This is a genomic window from Acinetobacter sp. LipI_19 (assembly GCF_058242925.1).
Map to the genome: position 1 here is coordinate 2,961,897 of NZ_JBZAYK010000001.1, position 24,596 is coordinate 2,986,492.

Annotated in this window: 22 protein-coding genes and 1 pseudogene; 7 read left to right on the forward strand and 16 right to left on the reverse strand. The window is 36.9% G+C overall.

Going from position 1 to position 24,596, the window contains the following annotated elements; all coding sequences use genetic code 11:
- Positions 1 to 24: 24 nt before the first annotated feature.
- Positions 25 to 765, forward strand: a complete 741-nt coding sequence (ntrR, locus tag AC4CVF_RS14395; RefSeq protein WP_483770243.1) for an ADPR responsive transcriptional repressor NtrR — start codon at positions 25 to 27, stop codon at positions 763 to 765.
- A 151-nt stretch (positions 766 to 916) separates the two neighbouring features.
- Here the strand turns inward: ntrR and AC4CVF_RS14400 are convergent, their stop codons facing one another.
- On the reverse strand, positions 917 to 1,546 hold the full coding sequence (locus AC4CVF_RS14400; RefSeq protein ID WP_490789633.1) for a hypothetical protein: 630 nt from the start codon (positions 1,544 to 1,546) through the stop codon (positions 917 to 919).
- 106 nt (positions 1,547 to 1,652) lie between these two features.
- Between AC4CVF_RS14400 and AC4CVF_RS14405 the strand changes: the two genes are divergently transcribed.
- The 3 genes from AC4CVF_RS14405 to AC4CVF_RS14415 all read left to right on the forward strand — a co-directional run bounded on the left by AC4CVF_RS14405 (position 1,653) and on the right by AC4CVF_RS14415 (position 7,096).
- On the forward strand, positions 1,653 to 2,030 hold the full coding sequence (locus AC4CVF_RS14405) for a VOC family protein (RefSeq protein ID WP_483770245.1): 378 nt from the start codon (positions 1,653 to 1,655) through the stop codon (positions 2,028 to 2,030).
- A gap of 206 nt (positions 2,031 to 2,236) precedes the next feature.
- Positions 2,237 to 3,490, forward strand: coding sequence for an exonuclease SbcCD subunit D (locus AC4CVF_RS14410; protein ID WP_490789634.1), 1,254 nt, complete (start codon positions 2,237 to 2,239; stop codon positions 3,488 to 3,490).
- Positions 3,491 to 3,499: 9 nt separating this feature from the next.
- Complete coding sequence (locus tag AC4CVF_RS14415; RefSeq protein ID WP_490789635.1) at positions 3,500 to 7,096, forward strand: AAA family ATPase; 3,597 nt, start codon at positions 3,500 to 3,502, stop codon at positions 7,094 to 7,096.
- Between the two features lie 46 nt (positions 7,097 to 7,142).
- Here AC4CVF_RS14415 and AC4CVF_RS14420 read toward each other — a convergent pair whose 3' ends face one another.
- The 6 genes and pseudogenes from AC4CVF_RS14420 to AC4CVF_RS14445 all read right to left on the reverse strand — a co-directional run bounded on the left by AC4CVF_RS14420 (position 7,143) and on the right by AC4CVF_RS14445 (position 12,557).
- Positions 7,143 to 7,568, reverse strand: a complete 426-nt coding sequence (locus AC4CVF_RS14420) for a hypothetical protein (RefSeq protein WP_490773669.1) — start codon at positions 7,566 to 7,568, stop codon at positions 7,143 to 7,145.
- Between the two features lie 68 nt (positions 7,569 to 7,636).
- Positions 7,637 to 8,392 (reverse strand): hypothetical protein, encoded by a 756-nt coding sequence (locus AC4CVF_RS14425; RefSeq protein WP_336952886.1) that lies wholly within the window; start codon positions 8,390 to 8,392, stop codon positions 7,637 to 7,639.
- Between the two features lie 163 nt (positions 8,393 to 8,555).
- Positions 8,556 to 9,347 (reverse strand): hypothetical protein, encoded by a 792-nt coding sequence (locus tag AC4CVF_RS14430; protein ID WP_490789636.1) that lies wholly within the window; start codon positions 9,345 to 9,347, stop codon positions 8,556 to 8,558.
- A gap of 290 nt (positions 9,348 to 9,637) precedes the next feature.
- A pseudogene (locus AC4CVF_RS14435) lies at positions 9,638 to 10,441 on the reverse strand (thioesterase family protein).
- A gap of 187 nt (positions 10,442 to 10,628) precedes the next feature.
- Positions 10,629 to 11,462, reverse strand: coding sequence for an undecaprenyl-diphosphate phosphatase (locus tag AC4CVF_RS14440; RefSeq protein ID WP_490789637.1), 834 nt, complete (start codon positions 11,460 to 11,462; stop codon positions 10,629 to 10,631).
- 402 nt (positions 11,463 to 11,864) lie between these two features.
- Positions 11,865 to 12,557 (reverse strand): YggS family pyridoxal phosphate-dependent enzyme, encoded by a 693-nt coding sequence (locus AC4CVF_RS14445; protein WP_483770249.1) that lies wholly within the window; start codon positions 12,555 to 12,557, stop codon positions 11,865 to 11,867.
- Between the two features lie 399 nt (positions 12,558 to 12,956).
- Here AC4CVF_RS14445 and AC4CVF_RS14450 point away from each other — a divergent pair, with 399 nt between their 5' ends.
- Both AC4CVF_RS14450 and AC4CVF_RS14455 read left to right on the forward strand, forming a co-directional pair.
- Complete coding sequence (locus AC4CVF_RS14450) at positions 12,957 to 13,994, forward strand: type IV pilus twitching motility protein PilT (protein WP_336952893.1); 1,038 nt, start codon at positions 12,957 to 12,959, stop codon at positions 13,992 to 13,994.
- A 25-nt stretch (positions 13,995 to 14,019) separates the two neighbouring features.
- Positions 14,020 to 15,138, forward strand: a complete 1,119-nt coding sequence (locus tag AC4CVF_RS14455) for a PilT/PilU family type 4a pilus ATPase (RefSeq protein WP_336952895.1) — start codon at positions 14,020 to 14,022, stop codon at positions 15,136 to 15,138.
- Between the two features lie 76 nt (positions 15,139 to 15,214).
- On the opposite strand, the gene fur is transcribed toward AC4CVF_RS14455, so the two are convergent.
- Positions 15,215 to 15,652 carry a ferric iron uptake transcriptional regulator gene (gene fur, locus AC4CVF_RS14460; RefSeq protein WP_490789638.1) on the reverse strand — a complete coding sequence of 146 codons (438 nt, stop codon included), beginning with the start codon at positions 15,650 to 15,652 and terminating at the stop codon, positions 15,215 to 15,217.
- Between the two features lie 112 nt (positions 15,653 to 15,764).
- Here fur and AC4CVF_RS14465 point away from each other — a divergent pair, with 112 nt between their 5' ends.
- A complete protein-coding gene (locus tag AC4CVF_RS14465) occupies positions 15,765 to 16,163 on the forward strand; it encodes an outer membrane protein assembly factor BamE (protein WP_004722739.1) in 399 nt (132 codons plus the stop codon).
- 84 nt (positions 16,164 to 16,247) lie between these two features.
- On the opposite strand, the gene AC4CVF_RS14470 is transcribed toward AC4CVF_RS14465, so the two are convergent.
- The 8 genes from AC4CVF_RS14470 to dut form a co-directional block, all read right to left on the reverse strand.
- Positions 16,248 to 16,577 carry an RnfH family protein gene (locus tag AC4CVF_RS14470; RefSeq protein WP_336952898.1) on the reverse strand — a complete coding sequence of 110 codons (330 nt, stop codon included), beginning with the start codon at positions 16,575 to 16,577 and terminating at the stop codon, positions 16,248 to 16,250.
- 8 nt (positions 16,578 to 16,585) lie between these two features.
- Positions 16,586 to 17,653, reverse strand: a complete 1,068-nt coding sequence (locus tag AC4CVF_RS14475) for a hypothetical protein (protein ID WP_490789639.1) — start codon at positions 17,651 to 17,653, stop codon at positions 16,586 to 16,588.
- 218 nt (positions 17,654 to 17,871) lie between these two features.
- Positions 17,872 to 18,327 carry a bacteriohemerythrin gene (locus AC4CVF_RS14480; RefSeq protein WP_004819397.1) on the reverse strand — a complete coding sequence of 152 codons (456 nt, stop codon included), beginning with the start codon at positions 18,325 to 18,327 and terminating at the stop codon, positions 17,872 to 17,874.
- A gap of 1,136 nt (positions 18,328 to 19,463) precedes the next feature.
- On the reverse strand, positions 19,464 to 20,312 hold the full coding sequence (locus tag AC4CVF_RS14485; protein ID WP_336952988.1) for a class II glutamine amidotransferase: 849 nt from the start codon (positions 20,310 to 20,312) through the stop codon (positions 19,464 to 19,466).
- A 186-nt stretch (positions 20,313 to 20,498) separates the two neighbouring features.
- Positions 20,499 to 21,284, reverse strand: coding sequence for a GNAT family N-acetyltransferase (locus AC4CVF_RS14490; RefSeq protein WP_419327568.1), 786 nt, complete (start codon positions 21,282 to 21,284; stop codon positions 20,499 to 20,501).
- Positions 21,285 to 21,458: 174 nt separating this feature from the next.
- Positions 21,459 to 22,364 (reverse strand): acetylglutamate kinase, encoded by a 906-nt coding sequence (gene argB, locus AC4CVF_RS14495; protein WP_336952902.1) that lies wholly within the window; start codon positions 22,362 to 22,364, stop codon positions 21,459 to 21,461.
- 58 nt (positions 22,365 to 22,422) lie between these two features.
- Entirely contained in the window at positions 22,423 to 23,862 is a 1,440-nt protein-coding gene (locus tag AC4CVF_RS14500; protein ID WP_336952903.1) for a phosphomannomutase/phosphoglucomutase, read from the reverse strand.
- A 228-nt stretch (positions 23,863 to 24,090) separates the two neighbouring features.
- Positions 24,091 to 24,543, reverse strand: a complete 453-nt coding sequence (gene dut / locus AC4CVF_RS14505) for a dUTP diphosphatase (protein ID WP_336952904.1) — start codon at positions 24,541 to 24,543, stop codon at positions 24,091 to 24,093.
- Between the last annotated feature and the right edge of the window lie 53 nt (positions 24,544 to 24,596).

Sequence of the window (24,596 nt, forward strand, 5' to 3'; positions counted from 1 at the left end):
TAATAAAATTAAGCGAGCCTTACAGTGACCTTTAACTCCGAACAGGAATTTCTCTCCAACTATAATAAAAAGGATTATGAATCCCCATTACTTACAGTAGATATGGCGATTTTTTCTGTTAATGCAGGTCAGCTACAAGTTTTATTGATTAAACGTTCCAATTTCCCACAAAAAGATAAATGGGCACTCCCAGGTGGTTTTGTCGATTTGTCTAAAGATCAAGATTTGATGACAACAGCACATCGTAAATTGGTTGAAAAAACTGGACTTCAATCACCACATTTGGAACAAGTTGCGACGGTTGGCAATGCAGCCCGTGATCCTCGTGGGTGGGCTGTAACAGCTTTATATTTTGCCCTGATTGATTTCAAAGCATTCCAACAGATTGCCACTGAACAAAATGAATATAGCGAGTGGGTTTCAATTGCTGAGGCAAAAAAATTAGACTTGGCTTTTGATCATTTAGAGCTTTTAGATATGGCTGTTGACCGTTTAAGTAGTAAGGCACGTTATACAGCCTTACCCGTCAGTTTAATGCCTCAACTGTTTACTTTGACTGAGTTACAGCAGATTTATGAAATTATTTTGGGACAAAGTTTAGAAAAGAAGTCATTTAGACGGCGTATGATTGAAGCTGGCGCAGTTGAGGAAACAGATCAATCTAAGATTGCGGGCAAACGCCCTGCTCAATTGTATAAGTTTGCACTACAAAGTTATGATTTCCATTTTCCTCGAATTTTAGAGTATCCAAGGGAAACCACTTAAGCGCTTTGTATTGCTTGGATAACAGCAAACAATGAAAACTTTAGAAAGATTAATCAAAGGGATTTACGCAATAAGCTTAAAAGCTTTGTCTTCACTTATCGACATCACTAAATTACTTCAGATCGACTTCTAATTGCCGTTTCAATTTCATTTATTGATTTCCAAAAATAACGACATAAGTCCCTATTTGTATTTTTTTCTCTAAACAACAGACCAGTTTTTCTAAAAAATTCATCACTTTGCTATCGTTAAAATGCAGATCTTTAATTTTTAAAATAATGTCTTGTAGGGCATTTTTATCAAAATAGTTATCTGAACAAGGATCAAAACTACACTCGTATTCATTTCTCAGTGGGCTAAACAACGGAAATAAAGATCTAAATATTTTAATGACATAAGCAAAATCATCTTGCGGAATAAAATAAGTTCTATTACCTTTATTTTGTATCCTCTCTAAATTTTCATCTTCTGCCCAAATAAAGAAACCCACTTTATCAACATATTTTGGATTTTCATCTATACTCAATTTGATTGTACGTTGATTAAATTCATTAATTTTTTGAATGATTTTTTCAAGATTGGGATGATATCTAGGATCATCATAATATTCTCGTGCAAGCTCCACTTTACAATCTGTTGCTGCACAAATTTTTTCAATATTCTGCTGATGATAAACTTGTATGCAATGTTCTATCTCATCATATTGTTTTAATAAAGCGCAAGCATCTGCGATTGAAATGGTAATTTTTGTGCGTAATTCATGCAATTTTTCTTTATCCATAACACACCACTTTTAATTGCCTCATTCTTTCATTTTCAATATTTATACATCACAACTTTGCAAATTCTATTATCTTAATCAAAACATTTAAAATTGGACAATAACAATGAACGCACTAAGCTACTTTGAAATTCAGTCTTCAAATCCTGAGCGTGAAGTTAAATTTTATCATGAAGTTTTCGGTTGGAAATTTCGCAAAGTTGAAGGTCTACCCATTCAATATTTTCAAATTGAAACAGCCAACATACATGGTGGCTTATTGGAGCGTCCAGCTCAAACACCACCCACCCATTGTGGAACCAATGCCTTTACCTGTTCTTTTGAAGTTGAAGATTTTGATACAACTGCTGAAAAGATTTTAGCTTTGGGTGGACAAGTAGCAATGGAGAAATTTGCTATTCCCAATAAATGTTGGCAAGGATATTTTTTAGATGCAGATCATAATACCTTTGGATTAGTCCAAGTTGATCCCAATGCAAAATAACATTCAATAATTAAAAATCTAAATAAATGTTCGAAAAAACCTGTCTATATTCGGCTGCATGAAACAGTTGAGAAAAAGATAGCGAGTATTTTTTAAGAATTTTTATAAAAAATACAGATCATATTAAGTGATTAAGGCCTTACAGCTGATTTAAGCATTCAATTTGTGCTACCTTAATTTTAAATTCTGTAAGGCTTATCCAACTAATGACTGTACGCTTTCTTCATACTTCAGACTGGCATCTGGGACAATTCTTCTATAACCATTCTCGCCAGTATGAACATGAGCAATTTTTAGCGTGGTTATTAGCTCAAATCAAAGAAAAGCAACCCCATGCCCTATTAATTGCAGGCGATATATTCGATGTCATCAATCCTGCATCTGCTGCGCAGAAACAACTCTATCAATTCCTAGCCAATGCACATCAGCTTGCTCCACATATGCAAACCTTAATGATTGCAGGTAATCATGATTCAGGTTATCGCATTGAACAAGTTGAGCCCCTGCTTGAAAAATATCACGCCAAAACCGTCGGTGTGATTCATAAAAACGAGCTTGGTCAAATTGATTTGGATCGTTTACTGATTCCAATTTATGATGAACAAAAAAATATTATTGCTTGGTGCCTAAGCTTACCGTTTCTGCGCCCAGCCGAAATTACAGGTTTTAACGAACAAACCAATAACAGTCAAAATGCCATTGCCTATTTACATCAACAGGTGATTTCTGAAGCACGAAAAAGAAAAACAGATAATCAAGCACTCATTCTAATGTCACATGCCCATATGCAAGGTGGAGAAACCTCTGATTCTGAACGGCCTATTATCATTGGCAATGAGGAAGCACTTTCTACCACATTGTTTGAAGATAGCATTGATTATGTTGCACTCGGGCATTTACATAAACCGCAAAAAGTTGGTAAGGAACATATCCGTTATAGTGGTTCACCTATTCCCTTATCCTTTAGTGAAATCAACTATAAACACCAAATTGTCGACGTGAATATTGACCCGCTTAAAATAGATGAGTCACGGGTTTCATTTGAAAGTGTATTTATTCCCCGTAGTGTACAACTACATAAAATTAAAGGGGAATTGAACGAAGTTTTAGCCAAATTAAAGGCATTAGCAAGCGATGAAATTGAAAATATTGATCAGCGTGAATATGTCGATATTGAATACCATACCGATGTTCCACCTCCGCCCAATTTGCGCCAACAATTTGAAGATGCTTTACCCAAAAACCGTTACCGCTTAGTTCGCATCTCAAGACAATACTTCGCATCAGAAAAAAATAGTGATGAAATTACTTCAATCAATTTAGAACCACCGACACCAGAAAAACTCTTTCAACAACTTTGGGAAAAAAATGGCTATACCAATGATGATGCTGTCTTGAAAGACTTTTTAAGCTTATTACAAGAAGCCGAAAAAACGCTTGAAAATGAACATGACGCATAGGAGTTTGCCGTGAAAATTTTATCTATACGACTCAAAAATCTCGCGTCTCTTTCGGGTGAACATTTTATAGATTTTGAATCTGAACCTTTAGCTTCAGCAGGTTTAGTTGCGATTGTTGGAAAAACAGGAGCAGGAAAATCAACCATTTTGGATGCCATGTGCCTTGCTCTATTTAATAAAATCCCACGTTTAAAAGACAGTGATGGTAAATTACAGGATGTTGATGGCTCTGAACTTTTAACCAACTCACCACTGACTGTACTCCGCCGTGGTACCTCACACGGCTTTGCTGAATTATGTTTTGTGGCACAAGATCAAAAGCATTATTTGGCACGCTGGGAACTTAAACGTTCCCGTGAAAAAGTAGATGGAAAACTACAAAGTGTCCAACGCTATTTAAAATGCTTAACTGATGGAACGGTAGTCGCAGATAAAGCCAAAGCCGTTGAATCAGCGATCTATAAAATTACCCAACTGAGTTTTGAGCAATTTACTCGTGCAGTTCTTTTGGCACAGTCCGAAGTTACAGCCTTCTTAAAAGCACGTGACAATGAACGTGGTGAATTACTTGAGTATTTAACCAATTCATCCATTTTTGGAAAAGTCGGTCAATTGGCCTACGAAAAAACCAAATTGGTGGCATCAAAACGTAAGGATTTGGAAAACCTTCTCGGTCATATTGAACTCCTCGCTGAGGAAGATGCCGCTGAATTACAGATGCAATTCCAACACATCAATCAAGACTATAAAAAACTTGAAGATGAAAAATCGCAACTTGAAAAACAACAGCAATGGTTTGAGCGTAAACAAAAACTGAATAATGAAATTGTCGTTAAGCAACAGTTGCTTAATACACAGTTACAAGCGCAACAAGGCTTAATCCCTGAGCGTGAACGTTTAAATCGTTTAGAAATATTCTCAGAGATTCGTTCTAGTATTTTTCAAAAGCAACAACTGATAAAAACCGAACAGCAACTCGCACCACAAACTCAAAAACAACAACAGCTTTTTGATGCATTACAAGTTCAATTTGACACTGAAAAGACCCGTTTTCTCCAAACTGAAACGGCTTTAACTGTTCAGCAAAATTTCGAAAATACCCATCGTGGATCTTTGAGTGAAGTACGGAAATGTATTCAGGAGCGGGATTTTATTGGGGTCGAATTTAAGAAAATTCAGACCAGATTAAATGATTTAGAATCGTCTAAAACCCCACTACTCAATCAACAACAACAACTTGAACATCATATTCAGCAGATTACAGAAAAACGAAATCTTTTAAATCAGCAACTTGCAGACTCTCAGCAGTTCTCAAGTTTGGATAAAGGTTTAACTGCACATGTGCAACAGTTAACCCAATTTATTCAGCACTATCAATCTATTGAAAATCAATTAGGGAACCTGTCTCAGGCTGAAACGAAATTAATTGAGCAAAAAACACAATTACAAGACTCAATTCATCAATTTGGAACTGCGGAGCAACTTGAAACTCAGCTTGAACAAACGCGCCAACAACGTGAATTTAAACTGAGCCAACTCAACCAATTGGCTACCTTACAGCAAAAATTAGCCCAGTTTTTTGAATTAAAGATTGAATCTCAGCAGCTTAATGACCGATTGAAACGTTGCTCGGAACAATTTCAACAACTAGAAAAAACCACAATACAGGCTGAACAAGATTTCCAAACGGCGAAACAAGCCCGTTTAAAACTGCAAGAGGTTTTACAACAACAACGCTTATTACATGCTGAAAATGTGGAACATTTAAGAGCTGAATTAATAGATGGTCAACCTTGTGTTGTTTGTGGAAGCACAACCCATCCCTATCACCTTGATGATTCTGCTATATCTAAAGTACTGTTTGAGCTACAACAGCAACAGGAACAACAAGCCACGCTCAAAGAACAACAAACCTTTAACCTTTGGCAAGCGGCTCAACAAAACTTGACCAAATTGAGTGTCGAACAGCAACAGCTTAAGACTACTCTTCAAAATGTGACTGAAAAAATAACCGTCATACAACAGCTATGTATTGAACAAGGTCAATCAGCCCAAATCCCGCTGAACGTAACTCATACACAATCTGAAATTAAGCAACAATTGGAGCAACTTACCCAGCAATATCAGTTTGATATTCAACAATTGGAAGCACAATCTAAGCAATGGATTCAAAGCATCAAAATTCAGCAACAATTAAGTCAAAGCATTCAACACACTGAACATTTATTGCAAAATGCCAATAACCTACACAATCAGGTACAACATATTGTCAGTTGCTTAGCTGATCGTGAAAAAAATGCATGGCAACAGTACAGTATCACCACAGCACAATATATCTTGAGCCAATTAAATACGCGTACACAACAGCTTGAACAGCTTGAGTTATTGTCGAAACAGCATGATCAATATCTACAGCAACTCAATACAACTCAACTCAATATAGCGAATACAGCCAAACACATTTCTGAAACTGCTCACAGCTTGAACGAGATAAAACTGAAAGGGCAACAAAACACAGAATTGGCAAATCAACTCATTCAAAATATGACGGGATTAACCGAAGTTAAGCCAAATGAATGGTTAACGCAGTATGACCATGAATACCAAAAAATTCAGACGCTTTACCAACAACAAAAGCAAAGTTTTAATCAATTACGCAATCAATTTGAGCAAGAAAAAAGTCAGCTCGAACAACTCAACGCTCAGCAACAACACAATCAGAATAACCTCAATCTAGTGAATCAGGATATTCAGCAATGGCTTACTCAGCATCCAGCTTTTCAGCCTGATGATTTAGAGCTTTTGGCTCAAATCACGGCGGTACAAGAACAACAGATTCGCCAACAACTGCAACATGCTGAACGAATGTTAAATGAGGCCAATTCAGCACTTAACACCATACAAGAGCAATTAACTGAACATACGCTTCATCAACCCGAAATTGATTTTGAACAGTTACAACAATTGATTTTGAATAATGCGAATACGCTAAAAACCCAATTTGAAATCCGCGATCAGTTAAAACTCAAACTTGAATTGCATCAACAAAATGTTGCTAAGCAAAAGCAATTTGCTGATCAGATTCAACAAGTACAACAGGAAGAACATCGCTGGGGCAAAATTTCAGGCTTAATGGGAGATGCGACGGGTAAGAAATTCCGTGATTATGCACAACAGTATAATCTGGATATTTTACTCGAACATGCCAACCAACAATTGGCGATGTTGTCTCAACGTTATACCTTAAAACGATTAGATAATTCACTCAGCCTTGCCATCATTGACCATGATATGGATGGTGAAACCCGTTCGGTTGCCTCACTTTCAGGAGGTGAGTCATTCTTGACTGCCCTTGCCTTATCTTTGGCAATTGCCAATATGGCATCAGGTTCAATGAAAATTGAATCTCTCTTTATCGATGAAGGTTTTGGTACATTGGATGCATCTTCATTACATATGGTCATGAATGCATTAGATCAACTGCAAAATCAAGGGCGTAAAGTTGTATTGATTTCACATATACAGGAAATGCATGAACGTATTCCTGTGCAAATTCAGGTACGCCCTTTAGGGGCGGGTGCAAGTACGCTTGAAGTGGTGAGTTAGAATAAATGAGGAGGCCACCCTCCTCTAAAACATAAACTCATCGTATTTATTTATGTTCTAAATACGCTTGTTTAGCTTGATCACAAATTTCTTTTTTATCACTCAAGCCTTGTGTGGCTTCTGCTAAAGTTTCATCAAATGTCGTATCAAACTGCTTATAGTCACGATCATATTGAGCCTTATATTTTTGATTATTTTTCATAGCAGTGATTGAGCTTTGTATTGCAACACACATAGGATAAAGCTCAGATTTGTCCTGTATTTGAGTTACACGTTCCGTTATTTCTTCAATTTTACCAAGGATCGTATCAAAGTTTTCTTGAAATTTGGCATAACTGGGCTGAGGTTTAATAAGGACTTTATATTGATCTTCAATAGGATTTGCAAATACTTGCGTAGACACCATGCCCATTAAGATTACAGTGTATATTTTTAGTAATTTCATTGGATTAAAACTCTTTATATTTTTCATTTAATTTCATTAAGTTTAATAATAGGCATTCTTTATTTTAAGAATGCCTATTATTACAAACGAATAAATTAACGATCTGCGGGAAATGCATTTGGTGGAGGTGCATATTTATTCACGGGTTTAGACTCGTCTTCTGGTGCTTCCAACTCATATAAAACCGTACCAATTACACCAGCGTTCTGAATTGAACCATTCTCTGAGTTCGCAGCATACGCATCTTTAGGCTTACTAAATGTAAAGGAAGCAACAGCAGATTCACTCTTACGGAAACCTTCAATTTTCAATGAATCATGTGCATGTAATACATAACCAGAATTGCTTCTGGAAGCCTCACTGCCATCAATGACATCTACACCATCAACACTGGCAACCACTTCAAACGTTTTAGCTGTGTTATTTTCATAATGAAGTTGATAGCTTTGCCCTTCACGCCCTGACAAATAGTAGCTTTGTCCAACACGATACATTGGAATTCGGTTTCCACGATCATCTACAACAGAAAAACTCACTTTTCCTGCGGCAATAGAAATTGAATTGACCGTTTTACCTTTGTAGCTTTTATCTGCATATTGCACGATAGTTTCAGCAAGAGGTGAATCAGATTTGCGCTTTAATTGCACTTCGGTCACATGGGAATCAATTTCATCACCCCACTTTGTGCCTAACTTTTCATCAGCAGCAACTTGATTGTTGGCTGCTTCAGCGGCAGCATCTGCACTGGTCGCTTCAGTTTGGGATTGAGATACGCTTTCATCTGTTTTTTTCGAACATGCAGCTAGAAAAATACACAAAAAAAGGCAGAGAAATATATTTATATTTTTCATTATAAAACCTATTTTAAAGTTTATAAGTTACGTAGATTATTATCAAAGTCATAATATCGTAGCTATTTTGACTGTGCTATTTTTAAATTATTGCAATTATGTAACATTATAACATCTAAAAAGAGGGATAATAACATCCCCCCTTTCGTCTTAATATTTTTAATTAATCCGCAGGAAAGGCATTAGGCGCAGGTGCGTAATTATCCTTAGATTTTTTGGGTAGATCGTATTTTGGTGCTTTTAACTCATACACCACTGTACCAATCACACCAGTATTTTGAATAGAACCACTGGTAGTGTTGGCAGCATAAGCATCATTTGGCTTACTAAAAATAAATGAAGCTACAGATGAATTACTCTTCCTAAAACCTTCAATCGCGAATGAGCTATATGGTCTTAACACATAACCACTATTTGAACGTGAAGCTTTACTTCCATTAAGAACATCTAAACCATCGACACTTGCAACAACTTCAAAGGTTTGGCTACTGGTATTGGCATAACGCAATTGATAGCTTTGTCCATCACGGGCAGAGAGATAATAACGCTCTCCATCGCGATACAATGGTAAAATTCGCCCACGATCATCCACAATAGAAAAGCTAATTTTTCCAGCAGCTAAAGAAATGCTATTAATACTGCGTCCTGAAAATTGCTTACTGGCATAACGAATTTGAGTTTCATCAATAGGATTACTACTCAAACGTTTTAAATCAACCTGAGTCACATATGAACTCACATCATCTCCCCATTTCGTTCCCAAACGCTCTTCTGACTTTACTCGATTTTGATTGGAGATAGGCGCTGGTGCAGCTTTAGCTGTTGATGAGGTAGGTGATGGTGCAGATTCGATTTCTTGTGAAGTAGCATCCTGCGTTGAAGAATATTTTGCAGTACTACAAGCGCTGATTAAAGCACAAAGACATAACCATAATAATAGTTTGGATTTATACATATTCTATTTCCAGTTTTTAAATTTTATTCAAATCAGTATAGTCAAATCGACAATCATATTACATCTAATATTGTTGAGTATATTTTAAAAAATTTAACTGAATAATTTGCCTTAAAGTAAATTCCAAATGCCTACACGGATACTCATCAGCTTCATTTTACCTACACATAGAATTGTTTTTTATAGCGATTTATCTAAGCCAATGTAAAAAATCTAATTACTATTCAATTAATACCAACAGAAATCAAAAACGGTATGTAGAAATACAGTTTTTGATTTCATCCATGCAATTACTCAACGTGTATGGGCCTTAAAGTGAGAATCTGTTCACTACGTCCAAATGGCCCATAAATATCATGTAAGATGGAACTGGTTAAACCAATACCATCTTCACCATACTGTTGTACGGTTTCTAAGCCTAGCCATTGACCTTGGGGCAAACGATATAAATGAATTTGTAAATCTAGATTTGGAAAGCCCCAATTAAAAGGTGCTGTTTGTCTCGCCACGACACCATTTGCAGTATCGATCATTCCCATTAACTTCACAAATGCCGATGTCGGTCGACCTTCAACCATATCCAAAGTATTGCTAAGCCATACAATACCAGCTCCCTGTCGACGTTGCTCAGTCCTTGCTTCAATCGAATGAATATATCCACCAGGCCATTGACGTATTTCATGCCAAATCGGTAACTGTTCCGGTGTACCAATAGATTGATCCTCTAAGCCTGCAACACTTTGACTATTGCTGATCATCATGCGCCAACTTCTCGCCACAATACTTATTTTACCTTGTGTGACCATTTCGGATTCAATCAGTTCAATGGTCTTGCCAGCTCGAATTACTTTTGTCCGAATATAAAATTCGCCACCTGCAATTAATCCAAGAATATCTAAACTTATACGACCAATTCGAACATCATTTCGAGGTGAAAACTGTTCTAATTCAGCACAAATAACCCCTGTCGCTGGTGCCATATGTTGCTCATGTGCATTCCAAGCCCCTTGAGCATGATCTGTCGATTAATAATGTGCAGTCACTACACCCTGTTTATCGATATGACGCTGAATCAATTGATAATATGCAGACATAAACTTCCCTATCACTCTTAAAAATCATTCGCTATACATATAATCCCGCATTATTTTTGTAATCGACTTAAGCAAAGAAGTCTAATATTAATAGGAAAAATGCCCCATAGCGTTCAATATTTTACACGGGATTGAACGCTTAGATTTAAAGTGACATATTGAAAAGTCAGTGTTTGAAAGCCTAGATTTAACCAATGAGTAAAACGACACCAGAGAAAATCAGACAATAAATACCAAAGAAATGCCAACGACCATGTTCAAGCCAACTCGATAGCCATTTTAAAGCAACAAGACCTGCAATAAAGCTAAACAGTATCCCAAACATACTGGGTAGAAGCAGTTGAGCTAAATGGATATTTTGAAAATTTTCGGCATGTAGCAATCGATAAAGTTCTTTTACAATCACCGCTGGGGTTAACACCACTGCCAAGGCAAAACTAAACTCTTCCGCTTTTTGGCGAGCGACACCTAAAAATAATCCTGTTGAAATTGTTGCACCTGAACGTGAAAAACCACGAAACGGCAAACATAAAGCCTGAACAGCGCCAATCCATGCCGCACTTTTCATCGTCACATCACCAACCTGTCCACGATCTAATCGAGAAGATAAAATAATCAATACACCAGCAGAAGCTAAAGCAGCAGCCATTAATTTTGAGTTGCTAAACAATTGCTCAATTTCAAAGTGGTTTGCCCCAGCAAAAAATACATGTTTGATCATCGATTGCAACGCTAATCCAAGTACGCCCGTGATGCATGTTGCAACAATCACAAACCATGCTTGTTTTTTAAAACGATCCCATGACAAAAAATAGGTTGTGCGCCAAGACTTCCAAAAATACACAATGACCGCAAACATGGTTCCTGTATGTAGCATCACCAATAAAAACGTCATATCGGGCGCTGATGGGTCAAAACCCATCACTTTTTCAGCCACAATCACATGCGCTGAACTGGATACAGGCAGCAGTTCTGCAAACCCTTGTATGATGGCAAGAATAAGTACATGAAAAATAGTCATCAACAATCTCTACGGATTAGAATTATCGATGCCTTATACTTTTACAGCATTAAATCAAAATTAAAATAAACTTAAACCACTCATTATAGTAAGCTTCATACAAATTTAGCTGCTTTTTTGTCTTGTTGAGTCATACATGGGCGATCTATCGTGTGGCGACATGGATGCAGCTGTTGAGTGGAGCGTACCCTACCCAACATGAGCAAAAACAAAGCAGGGCTTTGTTTGCAGCGCAAGATTTGGCATCCATCCCTGAAAAGAGAGGCATCGCCTACATAAATTTATTTAAATTTTCAAGGTAAGGTGCGGCTACACCAACCCTATAATCCTATAAATTAGCTTTTATGAAATGCTATAAATTAGGGTAAGCGCAATAATCTTTCAAAATACGTCATACCATGATTAATGTTTATTTGAATAATCTCGTGCACCAAACAAAGCTGTCCCGATACGTACCATGGTTGACCCTGCGGCAATGGCTTCCACCATATCTCCAGACATCCCCATGCTTAACGTATCCCAATCTTCAGCATGCGCATGATGAACTTTAACCTGATCAAATAATTGCTTTGTATCACTAAATGCTTGCGGATGATCAGGTGCAGGAATCACCATTAAACCACGCAACTTTAAATTCTTTAATTGACTAATTTGTTTTACCAGATCTGCAACTTCATCAGGCTGACAACCATCTTTACTGTCTTGTGCATCAATATTCACTTGCAAGCAAATATTTAATGGCTTTTGAGTAACTTCTCGTTGATTTGAGAGACGCTCTGCAATGATAAAACGATCAACACCATGCACCCACGCAAACTTTTCAGCAAGATGCTTGGTTTTATTGCGCTGCACATGACCAATAAAATGCCATTCGATCTCTAAATCTTTTAAATCTTCAATTTTTTCGAGCGCTTCTTGTAAATAATTCTCGCCAAAAGCCCGCTGCCCTGTAGCATACATTTCTTTTAAGAGCATACTTGGATGTGTCTTGGAAACTGCCAACATCTTTACCTGACTCACATCTCGATTTGCTGTCAAACAGGCCTGCTGAATTTGCGTGAGTATATGATTTCGAGCTTGATTTAGATCATTCATTGACAAGGTTCTCATTTCATAAAAATTTCAGCTTCCAAGCAATGAAATTGTTGGTTATGCTGAGTGAAAGGCCTTATTATTCTACAAAATAATGAGGGTGTGTAGATCGTTTATAAATAGCTTGCGTTGTAGGCTAAAATTGAGCAAACAAGGAATGAAATGAAGAGAATAGTAAGCCTATTTTCAAATTTCACAACACAGTTTGAAATAATTTTAACTACAACTCTGTGGGACTTTGATGTTTTTGACTGCTACGTGTTAGCTTGCGAAACGATGTATCTCATCATTTAGAATAACTAAATTTCGTACTTCGCGCCTAGTAACCCAGAAAACACGCTTAAGCACAAGCATGATGAATAATCTACACCCTAGGCAAATAGATTTTTATTCGGGGACATTATGGATATTACAGAATTATTGGCGTTTTCCGTCAAAAATGGTGCATCTGACTTACACCTTTCAGCCGGTATGCCACCGATGATTCGTGTCGATGGGGAAGTCCGTCGTATCAATTTACCAGCATTGGAACATAAAGAAGTTCACAGACTGGTTTATGACATCATGAATGATAAACAACGTCGTGATTTTGAAGAACAATTAGAAACAGACTTCTCATTTGAAGTTCCAAGTATTGCCCGTTTTCGTGTAAACGCATTCAATCAAAATCGCGGTGCTGGTGCTGTATTCCGTACCATTCCGTCCAAAGTTCTGACCATGGAAGATTTAGGTTTAGGACAAATCTTCAAAGATCTTTGTGAATTACCACGTGGTTTGATTCTTGTAACAGGCCCAACAGGTTCGGGGAAGTCAACCACATTGGCCTCTATGATTGACTTTATCAATGACAGTCGCTATGACCATATTTTAACAGTCGAAGACCCAATCGAATTTGTACACCAATCTAAGAAGTGCCTCATCAACCAGCGTGAAGTGCATCGTGATACACATGGCTTTAATGAAGCACTGCGTTCTGCGTTACGTGAAGACCCTGACATTATCTTGGTCGGTGAGATGCGAGACCTTGAAACCATTCGCCTTGCATTAACTGCTGCAGAAACAGGTCACTTGGTTTTCGGCACGCTACATACCACATCTGCGGCAAAAACCATTGACCGTGTCATTGACGTATTCCCTGCTGAAGAAAAAGATATGGTACGCGCCATGTTGTCAGAATCATTACAAGCCGTCATTTCGCAAACACTGCTTAAAAAGAATGGTGGAGGACGGGTTGCCGCACATGAAATTATGATTGGTATTCCTGCAATTCGTAACTTAATCCGTGAAAACAAAGTTGCACAGATGTATTCAGCAATTCAAACGGGTGCAAACTATGGTATGACCACCTTAGATCAAAGTTTAAAAACACTGGTTGCCAAAGGTATTATTAGTCCTCAAGTTGCAAGAAATGTAGCAAAACAACCAGAATCATTTTTATAAAACGGATTATTGAGGTTTAAAAAAGATGGATTTTAATGACTTGCTCAATATGATGATTGAGCAAAAAGCATCAGACTTATTTATTACTGCCGATGTTGAACCATCAATGAAAATTAATGGTCAAATTGTTCCTGTAGTAAAAACCAAGTTAAACGGCGAAATTATTATGCAACTGCTTAACTCAATTATGAGTGAAAAGCAGCGTAAAGAATTTGCTGAGACGCGTGAATGTAACTTTGCCATTACCAATCGCGATAAAACTGCTCGTTTCCGTGTGAGTGCCTTTCAGCAGCGTGATATGCCAGGTATGGTTTTGCGTCGTATTGAAACTCAAATTCCAACTATGGATGAGCTTAAATTACCACCTATCCTCAAAGATCTGGCAATGACCAAACGTGGAATTATCATCTTTGTCGGAGCAACAGGGACAGGTAAATCAACTTCGCTTGCGTCTATCATTGGTTATCGTAATCAAAACTCTAAAGGTCATATCATCACCATTGAAGACCCGATTGAATTTGTGCATGAACATGCAGGATGCATTATTACGCAACGTGAAGTGGGAATCGATACAGATTCTTTTGAAATTGCGCTAAAAAATACTTTGCGTCAAGCGCCAGATGTGATCTTGATTGGTGAAATTCGTTCTCGTGAAACCATGGACTATGCCATTGCCTTTGCTGAAACGGGACACTTAGTATTTGCCACACTGCATGCCAACAACGCAAACCAAGCAATTGATCGGATTATTCACTTCTTTGAGTCTGATCGTCATAGCCAGTTGTTTATGGATCTATCGCTCAATTTAAAAGCGATGGTAGCACAGCAATTAATCCCAACACCTGATGGTAATTCACGTCGTGCTGCAATTGAAATTCTAATCAACTCACCATTGGTTTCAGACTTAATCCGTAAAGGTGATGTGCATGAGATTAAGGATTTGATGAAACGCTCTCGTGAATTGGGTATGCAAACTTTTGACCAAGCTTTATTTGACCTTTATAAAGCAGGACAAATTACCTATAAAGATGCACTTAAACATGCTGACTCTCCAAATGATTTACGTCTACAAATCAAATTGGATGAAGAAGGTGGTGCACAACTACTTAATGCAAATAGTAAACTCACCTTTGATGGACAATAGTCCCAAATCAAAAAAAGAGCGTATAAAAAAGGGGGGCTTAAATAAGCCCCCCTTCATTTGTTGTATTTATGTGATTCTAGCGCTTACGATAAGCTTCCTGACATCCAGGTTCATCACAATAACCGTAAAGATTCAAAGAATGTCCAGTCAACTGAAAGCCGTGTTTCTCAGCTACTGAATGTTGCTCTTGTTCAATGGTTTCATTAGTAAATTCAACGACTTTATTACAATTTTGACAAACCAAATGATCATGATGATCTTCTTGCATTATTTCAAAAACAGAATGATTGTTTTCGAAATGATGGCGCTGAATGATTCCAGCAGCTTCAAATTGTGTTAACACACGATATACGGTCGCTAGACCGACATCTTCACCTTGTTCGAGTAATGTTTTATAAATGTCTTCCGCGCTCAAGTGGTATTGTCTTGAATTTTCTAATAATTCCAAAATCTTGATTCGTGGTAGGGTAACTTTAAGTCCAGCTTTGCGTAAATCTTGATTTGAAATAGGCATATAAAAAGGTCTCTCAACAAATTTTAAGTTGGAATATGCAACAGAGTTGAGATGCAGTATGATCTATCCTTGGATCAATTGCATCATAATTAATTTGGGATAGTGTAGCAAAATGCAAAAAATCATGCTGACGTTATTCGTCGCTTCTTTACTTGGTGGTTGTTCTGTATTTGGAGTATACAAAGTCGATATTCCTCAAGGAACACCGTTAACCCAAGCTCAAGCTTCAAAAATTCAAGTCGGTATGACCTACCAACAAGTACAATTCTTGTTGGGTAGCCCAACAGTCTCAGATCCATTGAATCCAGGACGATGGGATTACATTTACAACTATATCCCAGGAACTTACGCGAAAAAAGCGAAGATTCCCGCAGCACATGGCCAACATTTAAAGGTTTATTTTGATCAATCAGGTGTCGTAAACAAAATTGAAGGTTTAGAAACCATTCCTGAGTCTCAACCTGGTTTACCTGCTTCTAAAGAAGCAATATTGAATGCGCCCCCACTATAGACACTTTGCGATAAAAAGAAACCCCTCAGTGAGGGGTTTTTCATATGCATTCAATTGTTTAAAGCGATTATTGTAAATAACGCCTTATTTAAATAACAATTGTTGATAGCGATTTCCACGGCAGTAACGTCCGACAGGATTTGCTTTTGCGCGATTGCGACGAATATCTTTTGGATTAATCGTTAAAGGTCTATAAATTTCAACACGATCACCTGCTTGTAATACATGTGATTGTTGTTTTATTTTCACTCCAAAGATACCAAAACTAAAATTTTCAGGCAGTTCTACTTGTTGCACCAATCCACTTTGCGCAATTGCATCAGCAATCGTCATGCCTTGAGAAAATTGTAACTCAATGTGAAATTGTTGCTTTTCGGCAGCATATGCCACCCAAATTTTTGCCACGAGATTCACCTTGACCCTTAAATTAACTGTCCAATATAGGATACCAATGCCAACACAATGCTCAAAGGTAAAATAATTCGTACCGCAATGCGCCAAATATTATAAAACGCTTCAGAACTAAAATTGATCGCTTTACGTAGATGGCTGATTTTCATAATCCAACCCACAAAGATTGAATAAATCAAGCAAATGACCAAGCCCCAAATCATCAGTAATGGATTAAACACCACGACCATATTTGGAATTGCCCAAATGAATAATGCCACCAATAACACTACAAATTGAATAAGTATTGCGACTTGGCGTTGAGCTAACTGTTCTTTGCCTAGTTGTAATAATAGCGCGGCTGAAATGACTGCAGTAAATAATAAAGTATACGCAGGGATTTGTGCTGAAGCTGCAAAAAAACTAAAGGCAATCACAGCAACCAGTTGCGCAATCCAAATAGGTAAAGCTGTTTTAGACGCCTCATTATTCTGTTGGACATTTAACAAGCTGGTTTGCCAATACAAACCTAAACCGAGCCCTGTGGCCACAAGGGCTAAAATCGTAGCATTGCCCCACTCTTTAAATTCTAAAGGGGTAACATGCCAAGTCTGTAAATGGGTACCAAAGACTTGTGCAAGAATTAAAGAAAGCAGCACGCCTACCGTGATCAAACCCACTAAAATTTGACGAGGTGCAAATGACAAAGCAAAAGCCATGACAGCGACACCAGCAAACAATAGATGACTTTGTATCGGTAAATTCACCATTTGCACAGTACTTTGACTGATATTCGATAAAATCCCACCCGCTAAGAACGGAATAAAGATAACAGCCAGCCAGCCAACAATACGCCACGATTGTGATGCATCAGCATCACGAGTTAAGCTAGACAAGGCATTGAGTGCAGTTGTTTTAGAACGCTTTGCTAATGCAACTTCTAAATAAGTAATCGGCAATGCCAACACGAGCATTGACACTAACCACAATATCCAAAAATCAATTTGTCGATCAATTTGAATATCCAGACTTGGTGCTAAGCCTGCGATAATTATAAATGATAAACAAAATGCCATGAGCGGCGATAACCATCGTGACATAGAATAATCCTGCATGAGGTGTTTCGTAAAAAGTTCTGCTATTTTGCCTTTGTCGATGCTGAAAATCAAAGTTTAAAAGAAAAAAGCAAATCACCCCTCGATGATTTGCTGCGCTAGATATTGTTATAATCTTTGTTATTTCTTTTTATCCCCTCTGAATTTTTTTAGTTAGAGAGCTGGTGATTTCCATAATTTCACAATCATAAAATGTCTGTAAATTACGAAAAAAATCTTGCAAACCAATTTTTTCCTTTTTTCTTTTCGTTTTCTTTAATGATCCCCATCATATTTAATTTTACAGCCCCCACATAATCTGCATCATCGTGTTGAATATGATTAATTAACCATTTAGACAACACCTCATGTAATTCTTTTTCTATAGAATGCCCTTCTTCAAAACTGGTACGATAACTTTCTATACGTTTAATAAACAGGTCATGTACACGCTTATGAGGAACACGATATTTATAACCAGCCTCTTCTTGTAAGCTTTCTTCAAAGGTAAAATGTGATTGCGTATAGTCAATAATATTATCAAGAATTTGCTTGATACGAGCACGATCCGTTGCCATACCGATTTCATCAATTTCATTGATGTAATCCAAAATCCTTTTATGTTGATCGTCGATCACATCGATACCCGTATTATATTCTGGAATCCATCTCATCTTCATACGATCACCCTAAAATAATGTCTTGACCTTAAGCAACCATATTAACGGCTATCTCTCTAAATAAAAATGAACTGTATTAGTCGGGATTCATTAAAAAAACTATGAAATAAATTAAGTTATTGTTTATACTTGGATAATATTTTAATCCGCACTAAAAGAGTAAGATATTTTTTAACCAATTATTAAATTTAAATGATTTTATTGATTGTCTATATTTATTATTAAGCATGAATAAATGATTATAATTGTGTAATCGATTTTTCTTACAATCACTTCAAATGTTATTTTTATACGATTTCTCGTTAAAAAACTAAGATAATTTTGTCAAAATCAGAATAAATATTCTTTTGTGATTTTGTTGTATTTTTAAATACTTTCTTTATTCAAGTAAAAATATTTTATAGATACTATTATTATTCCTCTTATTTCATGACTCACTTTAAAAGAGTTGAAATATAAATTTTATTAAGACTATTTAATATGATATTTAAATAATTATAACGGTATCATTACATCAAAAATTATATAAAGAATATAATTAAATATTATTATTTAATCGTCCTCTGTTTATTGTAACAACATCAAAATACTTAGTTAATTATCAAAGATGACAATCCCATATAGTCAACCACCTCATTATTCATACAAGTGATTTGCATAAAGCCATTGATCATAAATGAAGCTTATGTATTGTATGAACATTTAGAAAATGTTGGTTATCAATTCATTTTTTTTGAATCTTAGATCGTGATCCTACCGTATGGCAACATGGATGTCGCCATTGGGCGAGGTACAGGACGTACCCCTCGCCTAACATAAGCAATAACAAAGCACTGCTTTGTTTGTAGCGCAAGGTTTGATAATCCCTACGAAAAGTGAGGCATCACCTAAGCAAAGGTATTTAAACTTTGAATGTAAGATGTGCAGTGTAAGCTTTTTATAATCAAACAATTTTATTTACTCATACAGTCGATTTAATTAAAAGTATTATTTAAGAGAAATTATATTCTTATGTCTGAGTTTTTGACAGGTTGACTATAAATTAAATTTATTTTTACAATGACTTAGATTCTAAAAAATATGGAGTTAACGAATTACGCCTCCCCCAATCTTCACATGAATTCATTCAGATCAAACTAATATTGATCTGCCTTGGTGACTCTAACCAAACTTGGATCAGCGGCCTCACGAGCAAGTCTTTCGACATGGGTTGTTGCTGCTTTTATCGCTTGACCATCTTTAAATAAAATCATCTCACCAGGCTGATATGCGGTCCAAACTTCATTTTGAGTCAACGGCTCTGTGGTAATCACGGCAACACGATCTTCTTTTGTTGTAAATTGACTAAAATCAATATCAACATCAATATCGACTAAGCGTGCATATGTAAATGGATACTCACGTACAATCCAATGCAGCTTAGTTGTCGCATAACTAAACAATGCTTGTCCATTGGAGAGGCAAAAATTAAAAGTGCCATATTCTGCAATTTTAGGTGAGATTTCTTCAAGCAAGGCAAAAACATCATTTAAACTCGGTTCAAAATAACCAAATCTTAAAACTAATTGTTCAAGCAAATAACAAAATGCCAACTCACTATCTGTACTGCCTACAGGGGTAAAACGCCCCGATAAATGCGGATGAAAGTTATGTAAATCACCATTATGTGCAAAAATCCACTGTCTCCCCCATAGCTCACGAATAAATGGATGAGAGTTTTCTAAGGTGATTTTACCTTGGGTTGCTTTGCGAATATGCGCAATAACATTACGAGATTTGATCGGATAGTTACGCACCAGTTCAGCAATTGGTGACAAGACAGCAGATTGATTATCAACAAATAAACGGCATGCTTTATCTTCAAAAAAAGCAATACCAAACCCATCAGAATGATCAGAGGTTATTCCTGCGCGTTGAGAAAACCCACGAAACGAAAAGGTAATATCAGTGGGAGCAGCGCAGTTCATTCCAAGCAATTGGCACATAGTGTATTCATACAGCATTTTATTTATAAGAATATTGTGCATGACTACGCACCTGCTTGCAAATCTCAATAACTGAAAATAACTGCAAACAGATGCATATTAGACTAATGACTTCACACAGAACAACAAAATGCTTGGGATAATTTTAGGATATCTAAGTCAAAGTATCCTTATTTTTTCGGACACTCAGCGATTAACCATTTTCTTTAAAACAAAGTTTTTGGCAATTTCATTGACATCTAAAAAGACAAAATAATCTAAACAATTAAATGCCTCATCATGATAAGCCTGTTTAGATAAACGAGCATTCATTTTCAAATAGACATCAAATAACTTCGGAATTCGTTCATCTTGTGGAAAGCTGTACTCTGGATGACACGGTTCAAAAGCAGAATTTGCCTTTATATCAATCGACTGTTTGCTAGTCATTTTCTTCAAATGCTGATGCGTATAATAAGCACGGGCCTTATTGTCTTCTAGACGAATACTGACACACCCTATTAAATGTTTTGCTTTCATTTTCCACAGCACTGTCGGAACTAGATTTAACCATAACATCGACAAGGCACGCCCATTACGATAGCGCGGATGCACACAAGTACGACCAATTTCTACAATATTAGATAAATGTGAAAGCTGAGAAAGATCAAACTCTTGTGCACTATAACTACGTGCAAGCTCATGCCCTTGAATTAACTTCAAGCGTGTATAAGCAACAATTTCATTGCTCCATTTATCACGTAATACTGCATGTTCACAATCAAGATCATATAAGTCTTGATCTAACCCATTTTCAAATGTAATGCCAAATTGATCTGCGAACTGTACTGCACGAAATTTTTGTACTTCTTTGAGTTGTTTCAGGTCTTCGACCCATTCAAATTTATATTGTGATTGTGCTTTTTTAGATTTTGGTAAAGGTAAATTTAAGTTCTGGAAGTTCTGACGATACTGATTTAATTTTGCGAACATATTTTCGACTCCTTGAGCTTTTACTTACACTAGGCAATCCCGATGACACTTATATGACGAAAAAATGACCGTTTAAAAACACGCAATGAGTAGTTAATTTGAAACAGTGTCGGTAAAATAAAAAGCCAATGCTTTCACATTGGCTTTCAAAGAAATTAACGTATAAATTAAAAATTATTTATGAGGCTTGCCACGGTTGGTAATTAATGTTCCTACACCATGATCTGTAAAGATTTCTAAGAGCGTTGCATGCGGTACACGCCCATCCACAATATGTGCACTAACAACCCCACCTTTAACCGCATCTAACGCACACCCCACTTTGGGGATCATCCCTCCGTAAATCACTCCGGTTTCAATAAGACGATCCACTTCTTGAGTACTCAAACCAGTAAGGAGGTTTTTATTTTCATCTAAAACACCCGAGATATTGGTCAATAGAATCAATTTTTCCGCCCCTAAAGCTTCTGCCACTTTACCAGCAACTAAATCAGCATTGATATTATAAGTTTGACCATCTTCATCTACACCTAAAGGCGCTATCACTGGAATAAAATCACTCTGGGTAAACATTTCCAAGACATCAGTTTTAACCCCGATCACTTCTCCCACAAGACCTAAGTCAATTTGTGTGACTGTACCATCTGCAAGCGTTTTTTCCATCAAGAGCTTTTGAGCACGTAATAAATTACCGTCTTTCCCTGTTAAACCAATAGCACGTCCACCGTGTTGATTAATCAAGTTAACGATGGATTTATTGACACTGCCGCCTAAAACCATCTCGACTACTTCCATGGTTGCTGGATCCGTCACCCGCATTCCATCAATTCGATCAGACTCACGACCTAACTGTTTAAGTAATGAATCTACTTGTGGACCACCCCCATGTACGACAATCGGATTTAAACCTACAGTCTTGAGTAAAACGATATCACGAGCAAATGAACTTTCCAAAGCAGGATCAGTCATTGCATTGCCACCATATTTTACAACGAGTGTTTTACCTGTAAATCGTTGAATATATGGCAAAGCCTCTGTCAATATTTGCGCTTTGTCGATGCCAGTATGCTGATGTGGCATTCGCCTCTCCTTAGTGAGCTGTAGGAATTAGACTGATGAATATGGATAAATTAAGAAATCAGTGTGCCTGTAGAATATCTTTGGCGATCATAGGATAACGGTCACGAAGCATAGACGCAAATGTCTGACGAATTTCATTTAAACAAATTGGGTCATCAGCATCAAACCGTACTGTAAAATATTCACCCGTATTTGATGCTCGAATAATGCCAAACCCGTGTTCAAAATCAAGGCGTATGCCATCAATTTTACTCAGTTCAGCACCAAACTGTTGACTGAGATATTCAATCTCATTCAAAACAATTTTCGGATCAGTACAATGGGTACTGATATAGGTATCTTCGGTATAGAAACGATCGGGATAACACGCTAAGATTTCAGACAATGTGGCTTGAGGAAAATAACATAAGTACTCCATCACACGTAAAGCAGCATATAACCCATCATCATAGCCAAATCCTCGCCCATCATTAAAGACATAATGACCTGCGTACTCACCACCAAAGACAGCTTGGCCTTTAGATTGCGACATGTATTTGCGTAAAAAACTGCTGCCAGTTCGAATCATCTTGGCTTGACCGCCTAAACGCTCAACCACTTGACGCACCATAGATGAACATTTCACATCAAACACGATTTCATGCTGTGGATGATCTTTCAAACAGATTTGCGCGAACAGTGCTAAAAGTCGATCTGCTGAAATAATATGTGCATTTTCATCCAACAAAACCACACGATCACCATCACCATCTAAAGCAATACCAATGTCTGCCTGATGATTGAGTACATTTTGTCGTAGTAATTCTAAATGTGAAGCTTGTGAAGGATCTGGTGCATGATCAGGGAAGTTTCCATCAGCATTACAACGTAATGCAATCACCTCACAGCCCAATTTTTTTAAAACAAGATTGGCACAAAAGCCTGCGGAACCGTTTAAACCATCAATCACGACTTTGAGTGGTCGGGTTAATTGAATATCTGTTAATAACGCGGACTGATAGGATAAACAAAATTCAGACTTTATTTGATGAGTTGCCCTTTCAACAATAGCTCCTGTATCAATCCATGCTGACTGCTTATTTTGCAGATAATTTTTTGCTTGAATTCCAATGTTTTGAATCATTTCAGGAGAAGGTGGCTCAAACTGCATAATCCATTTAATACCATTGTCAGTTTTTGGATTATGACTTGCTGTCACCATAATGCCATTGCCCTGCGTATTTCTTGCGGCAAAGTACAATTGTGGGGTCGCACAGCAGCCTATTTCAGTAACTTCAATGTGGTTATTTTGAAATACCTGTTTGATAATTTGAGCATACGCAGGACTACTTAATCGTGCATCATAACCCAAGGTTATTTTTGATTGACCCTTTTCAATCAGTTGATTAACTAAAGCATATGCCACTGCCTGAATCAATTCTGGGGGCATCATTTCAACTTTTCCACGGATATCATAGGCGCGGAAAAGTTGAAAAGGAAAATCATTCATCTTTTTCATAAGCAAAACTTCTATTTGCTCAACCCTTTATTTTGTTAGCTTCATCTCTCTAATGATTAGCAGTCAATTCATTTATATGAAAATATTTATATCAGGTCAAATGCAATATACTAAAAACTCTTGATAATATATTCAATTTCATACAAGGCTTTATACATACTTTTTGTTACAAATCAATATAATATTAAAAAAGCCTGATAAATCAGGCTTAAAAAATTATAGAAAAATCTAGTTTTTCCCAGTATGACCAAAACCACCAGCACCACGTTCAGTCGCTTCAAATTCATTTACAATATCAAATTGCGCTTGAACTACAGGCACTAATACATATTGCGCTAAACGCTCACCAGGCTCTAAAGTAAAGCTGGTTTGACCACGATTCCATACAGAAACCATTAATTCACCTTGATAATCTGAATCAATTAACCCAACCAAATTGCCCAATACGATCCCATGCTTATGGCCCAAGCCCGAACGTGGTAAAACTAGACCAGCAAAATTAGTATCTTCAATATAAATGGCCATGCCTGTTTTAACTAAAACAGTTTGACCAGGTTCAATCTGAATCGCTTCTTCTACACATGCACGTAAGTCCAAACCTGCTGAACCTGATGTTGCATATGTTGGCATTGGCCATTCTTGACCTAAACGTTGATCAAGTACTTTTACTTGAACTTTCATATTGAAATCCTTGGTTAAATAAAGCTGTTAAAAGTTTTTTTATTTTTTTCGAT

Bases quoted from the DNA above. Each gene is read 5' to 3' on its own strand.
- AC4CVF_RS14485 (WP_336952988.1), bottom strand. From the start codon at position 20,312: ATGTGCCAATTGCTTGGAATGAACTGCGCTGCTCCCACTGATATTACC.
- AC4CVF_RS14430 (WP_490789636.1), bottom strand. From the start codon at position 9,347: ATGTATAAATCCAAACTATTATTATGGTTATGTCTTTGTGCTTTAATC.
- AC4CVF_RS14425 (WP_336952886.1), bottom strand. From the start codon at position 8,392: ATGAAAAATATAAATATATTTCTCTGCCTTTTTTTGTGTATTTTTCTA.
- AC4CVF_RS14445 (WP_483770249.1), bottom strand. From the start codon at position 12,557: ATGAATGATCTAAATCAAGCTCGAAATCATATACTCACGCAAATTCAG.
- AC4CVF_RS14455 (WP_336952895.1), top strand. From the start codon at position 14,020: ATGGATTTTAATGACTTGCTCAATATGATGATTGAGCAAAAAGCATCA.
- argB (WP_336952902.1), bottom strand. From the start codon at position 22,364: ATGCCACATCAGCATACTGGCATCGACAAAGCGCAAATATTGACAGAG.
- dut (WP_336952904.1), bottom strand. From the start codon at position 24,543: ATGAAAGTTCAAGTAAAAGTACTTGATCAACGTTTAGGTCAAGAATGG.
- AC4CVF_RS14410 (WP_490789634.1), top strand. From the start codon at position 2,237: ATGACTGTACGCTTTCTTCATACTTCAGACTGGCATCTGGGACAATTC.
- AC4CVF_RS14405 (WP_483770245.1), top strand. From the start codon at position 1,653: ATGAACGCACTAAGCTACTTTGAAATTCAGTCTTCAAATCCTGAGCGT.
- AC4CVF_RS14440 (WP_490789637.1), bottom strand. From the start codon at position 11,462: ATGACTATTTTTCATGTACTTATTCTTGCCATCATACAAGGGTTTGCA.
- AC4CVF_RS14490 (WP_419327568.1), bottom strand. From the start codon at position 21,284: ATGTTCGCAAAATTAAATCAGTATCGTCAGAACTTCCAGAACTTAAAT.
- AC4CVF_RS14450 (WP_336952893.1), top strand. From the start codon at position 12,957: ATGGATATTACAGAATTATTGGCGTTTTCCGTCAAAAATGGTGCATCT.
- AC4CVF_RS14475 (WP_490789639.1), bottom strand. From the start codon at position 17,653: ATGTCACGATGGTTATCGCCGCTCATGGCATTTTGTTTATCATTTATA.
- AC4CVF_RS14465 (WP_004722739.1), top strand. From the start codon at position 15,765: ATGCAAAAAATCATGCTGACGTTATTCGTCGCTTCTTTACTTGGTGGT.
- AC4CVF_RS14420 (WP_490773669.1), bottom strand. From the start codon at position 7,568: ATGAAAAATATAAAGAGTTTTAATCCAATGAAATTACTAAAAATATAC.
- fur (WP_490789638.1), bottom strand. From the start codon at position 15,652: ATGCCTATTTCAAATCAAGATTTACGCAAAGCTGGACTTAAAGTTACC.
- AC4CVF_RS14400 (WP_490789633.1), bottom strand. From the start codon at position 1,546: ATGGATAAAGAAAAATTGCATGAATTACGCACAAAAATTACCATTTCA.
- AC4CVF_RS14500 (WP_336952903.1), bottom strand. From the start codon at position 23,862: ATGAAAAAGATGAATGATTTTCCTTTTCAACTTTTCCGCGCCTATGAT.
- AC4CVF_RS14480 (WP_004819397.1), bottom strand. From the start codon at position 18,327: ATGAAGATGAGATGGATTCCAGAATATAATACGGGTATCGATGTGATC.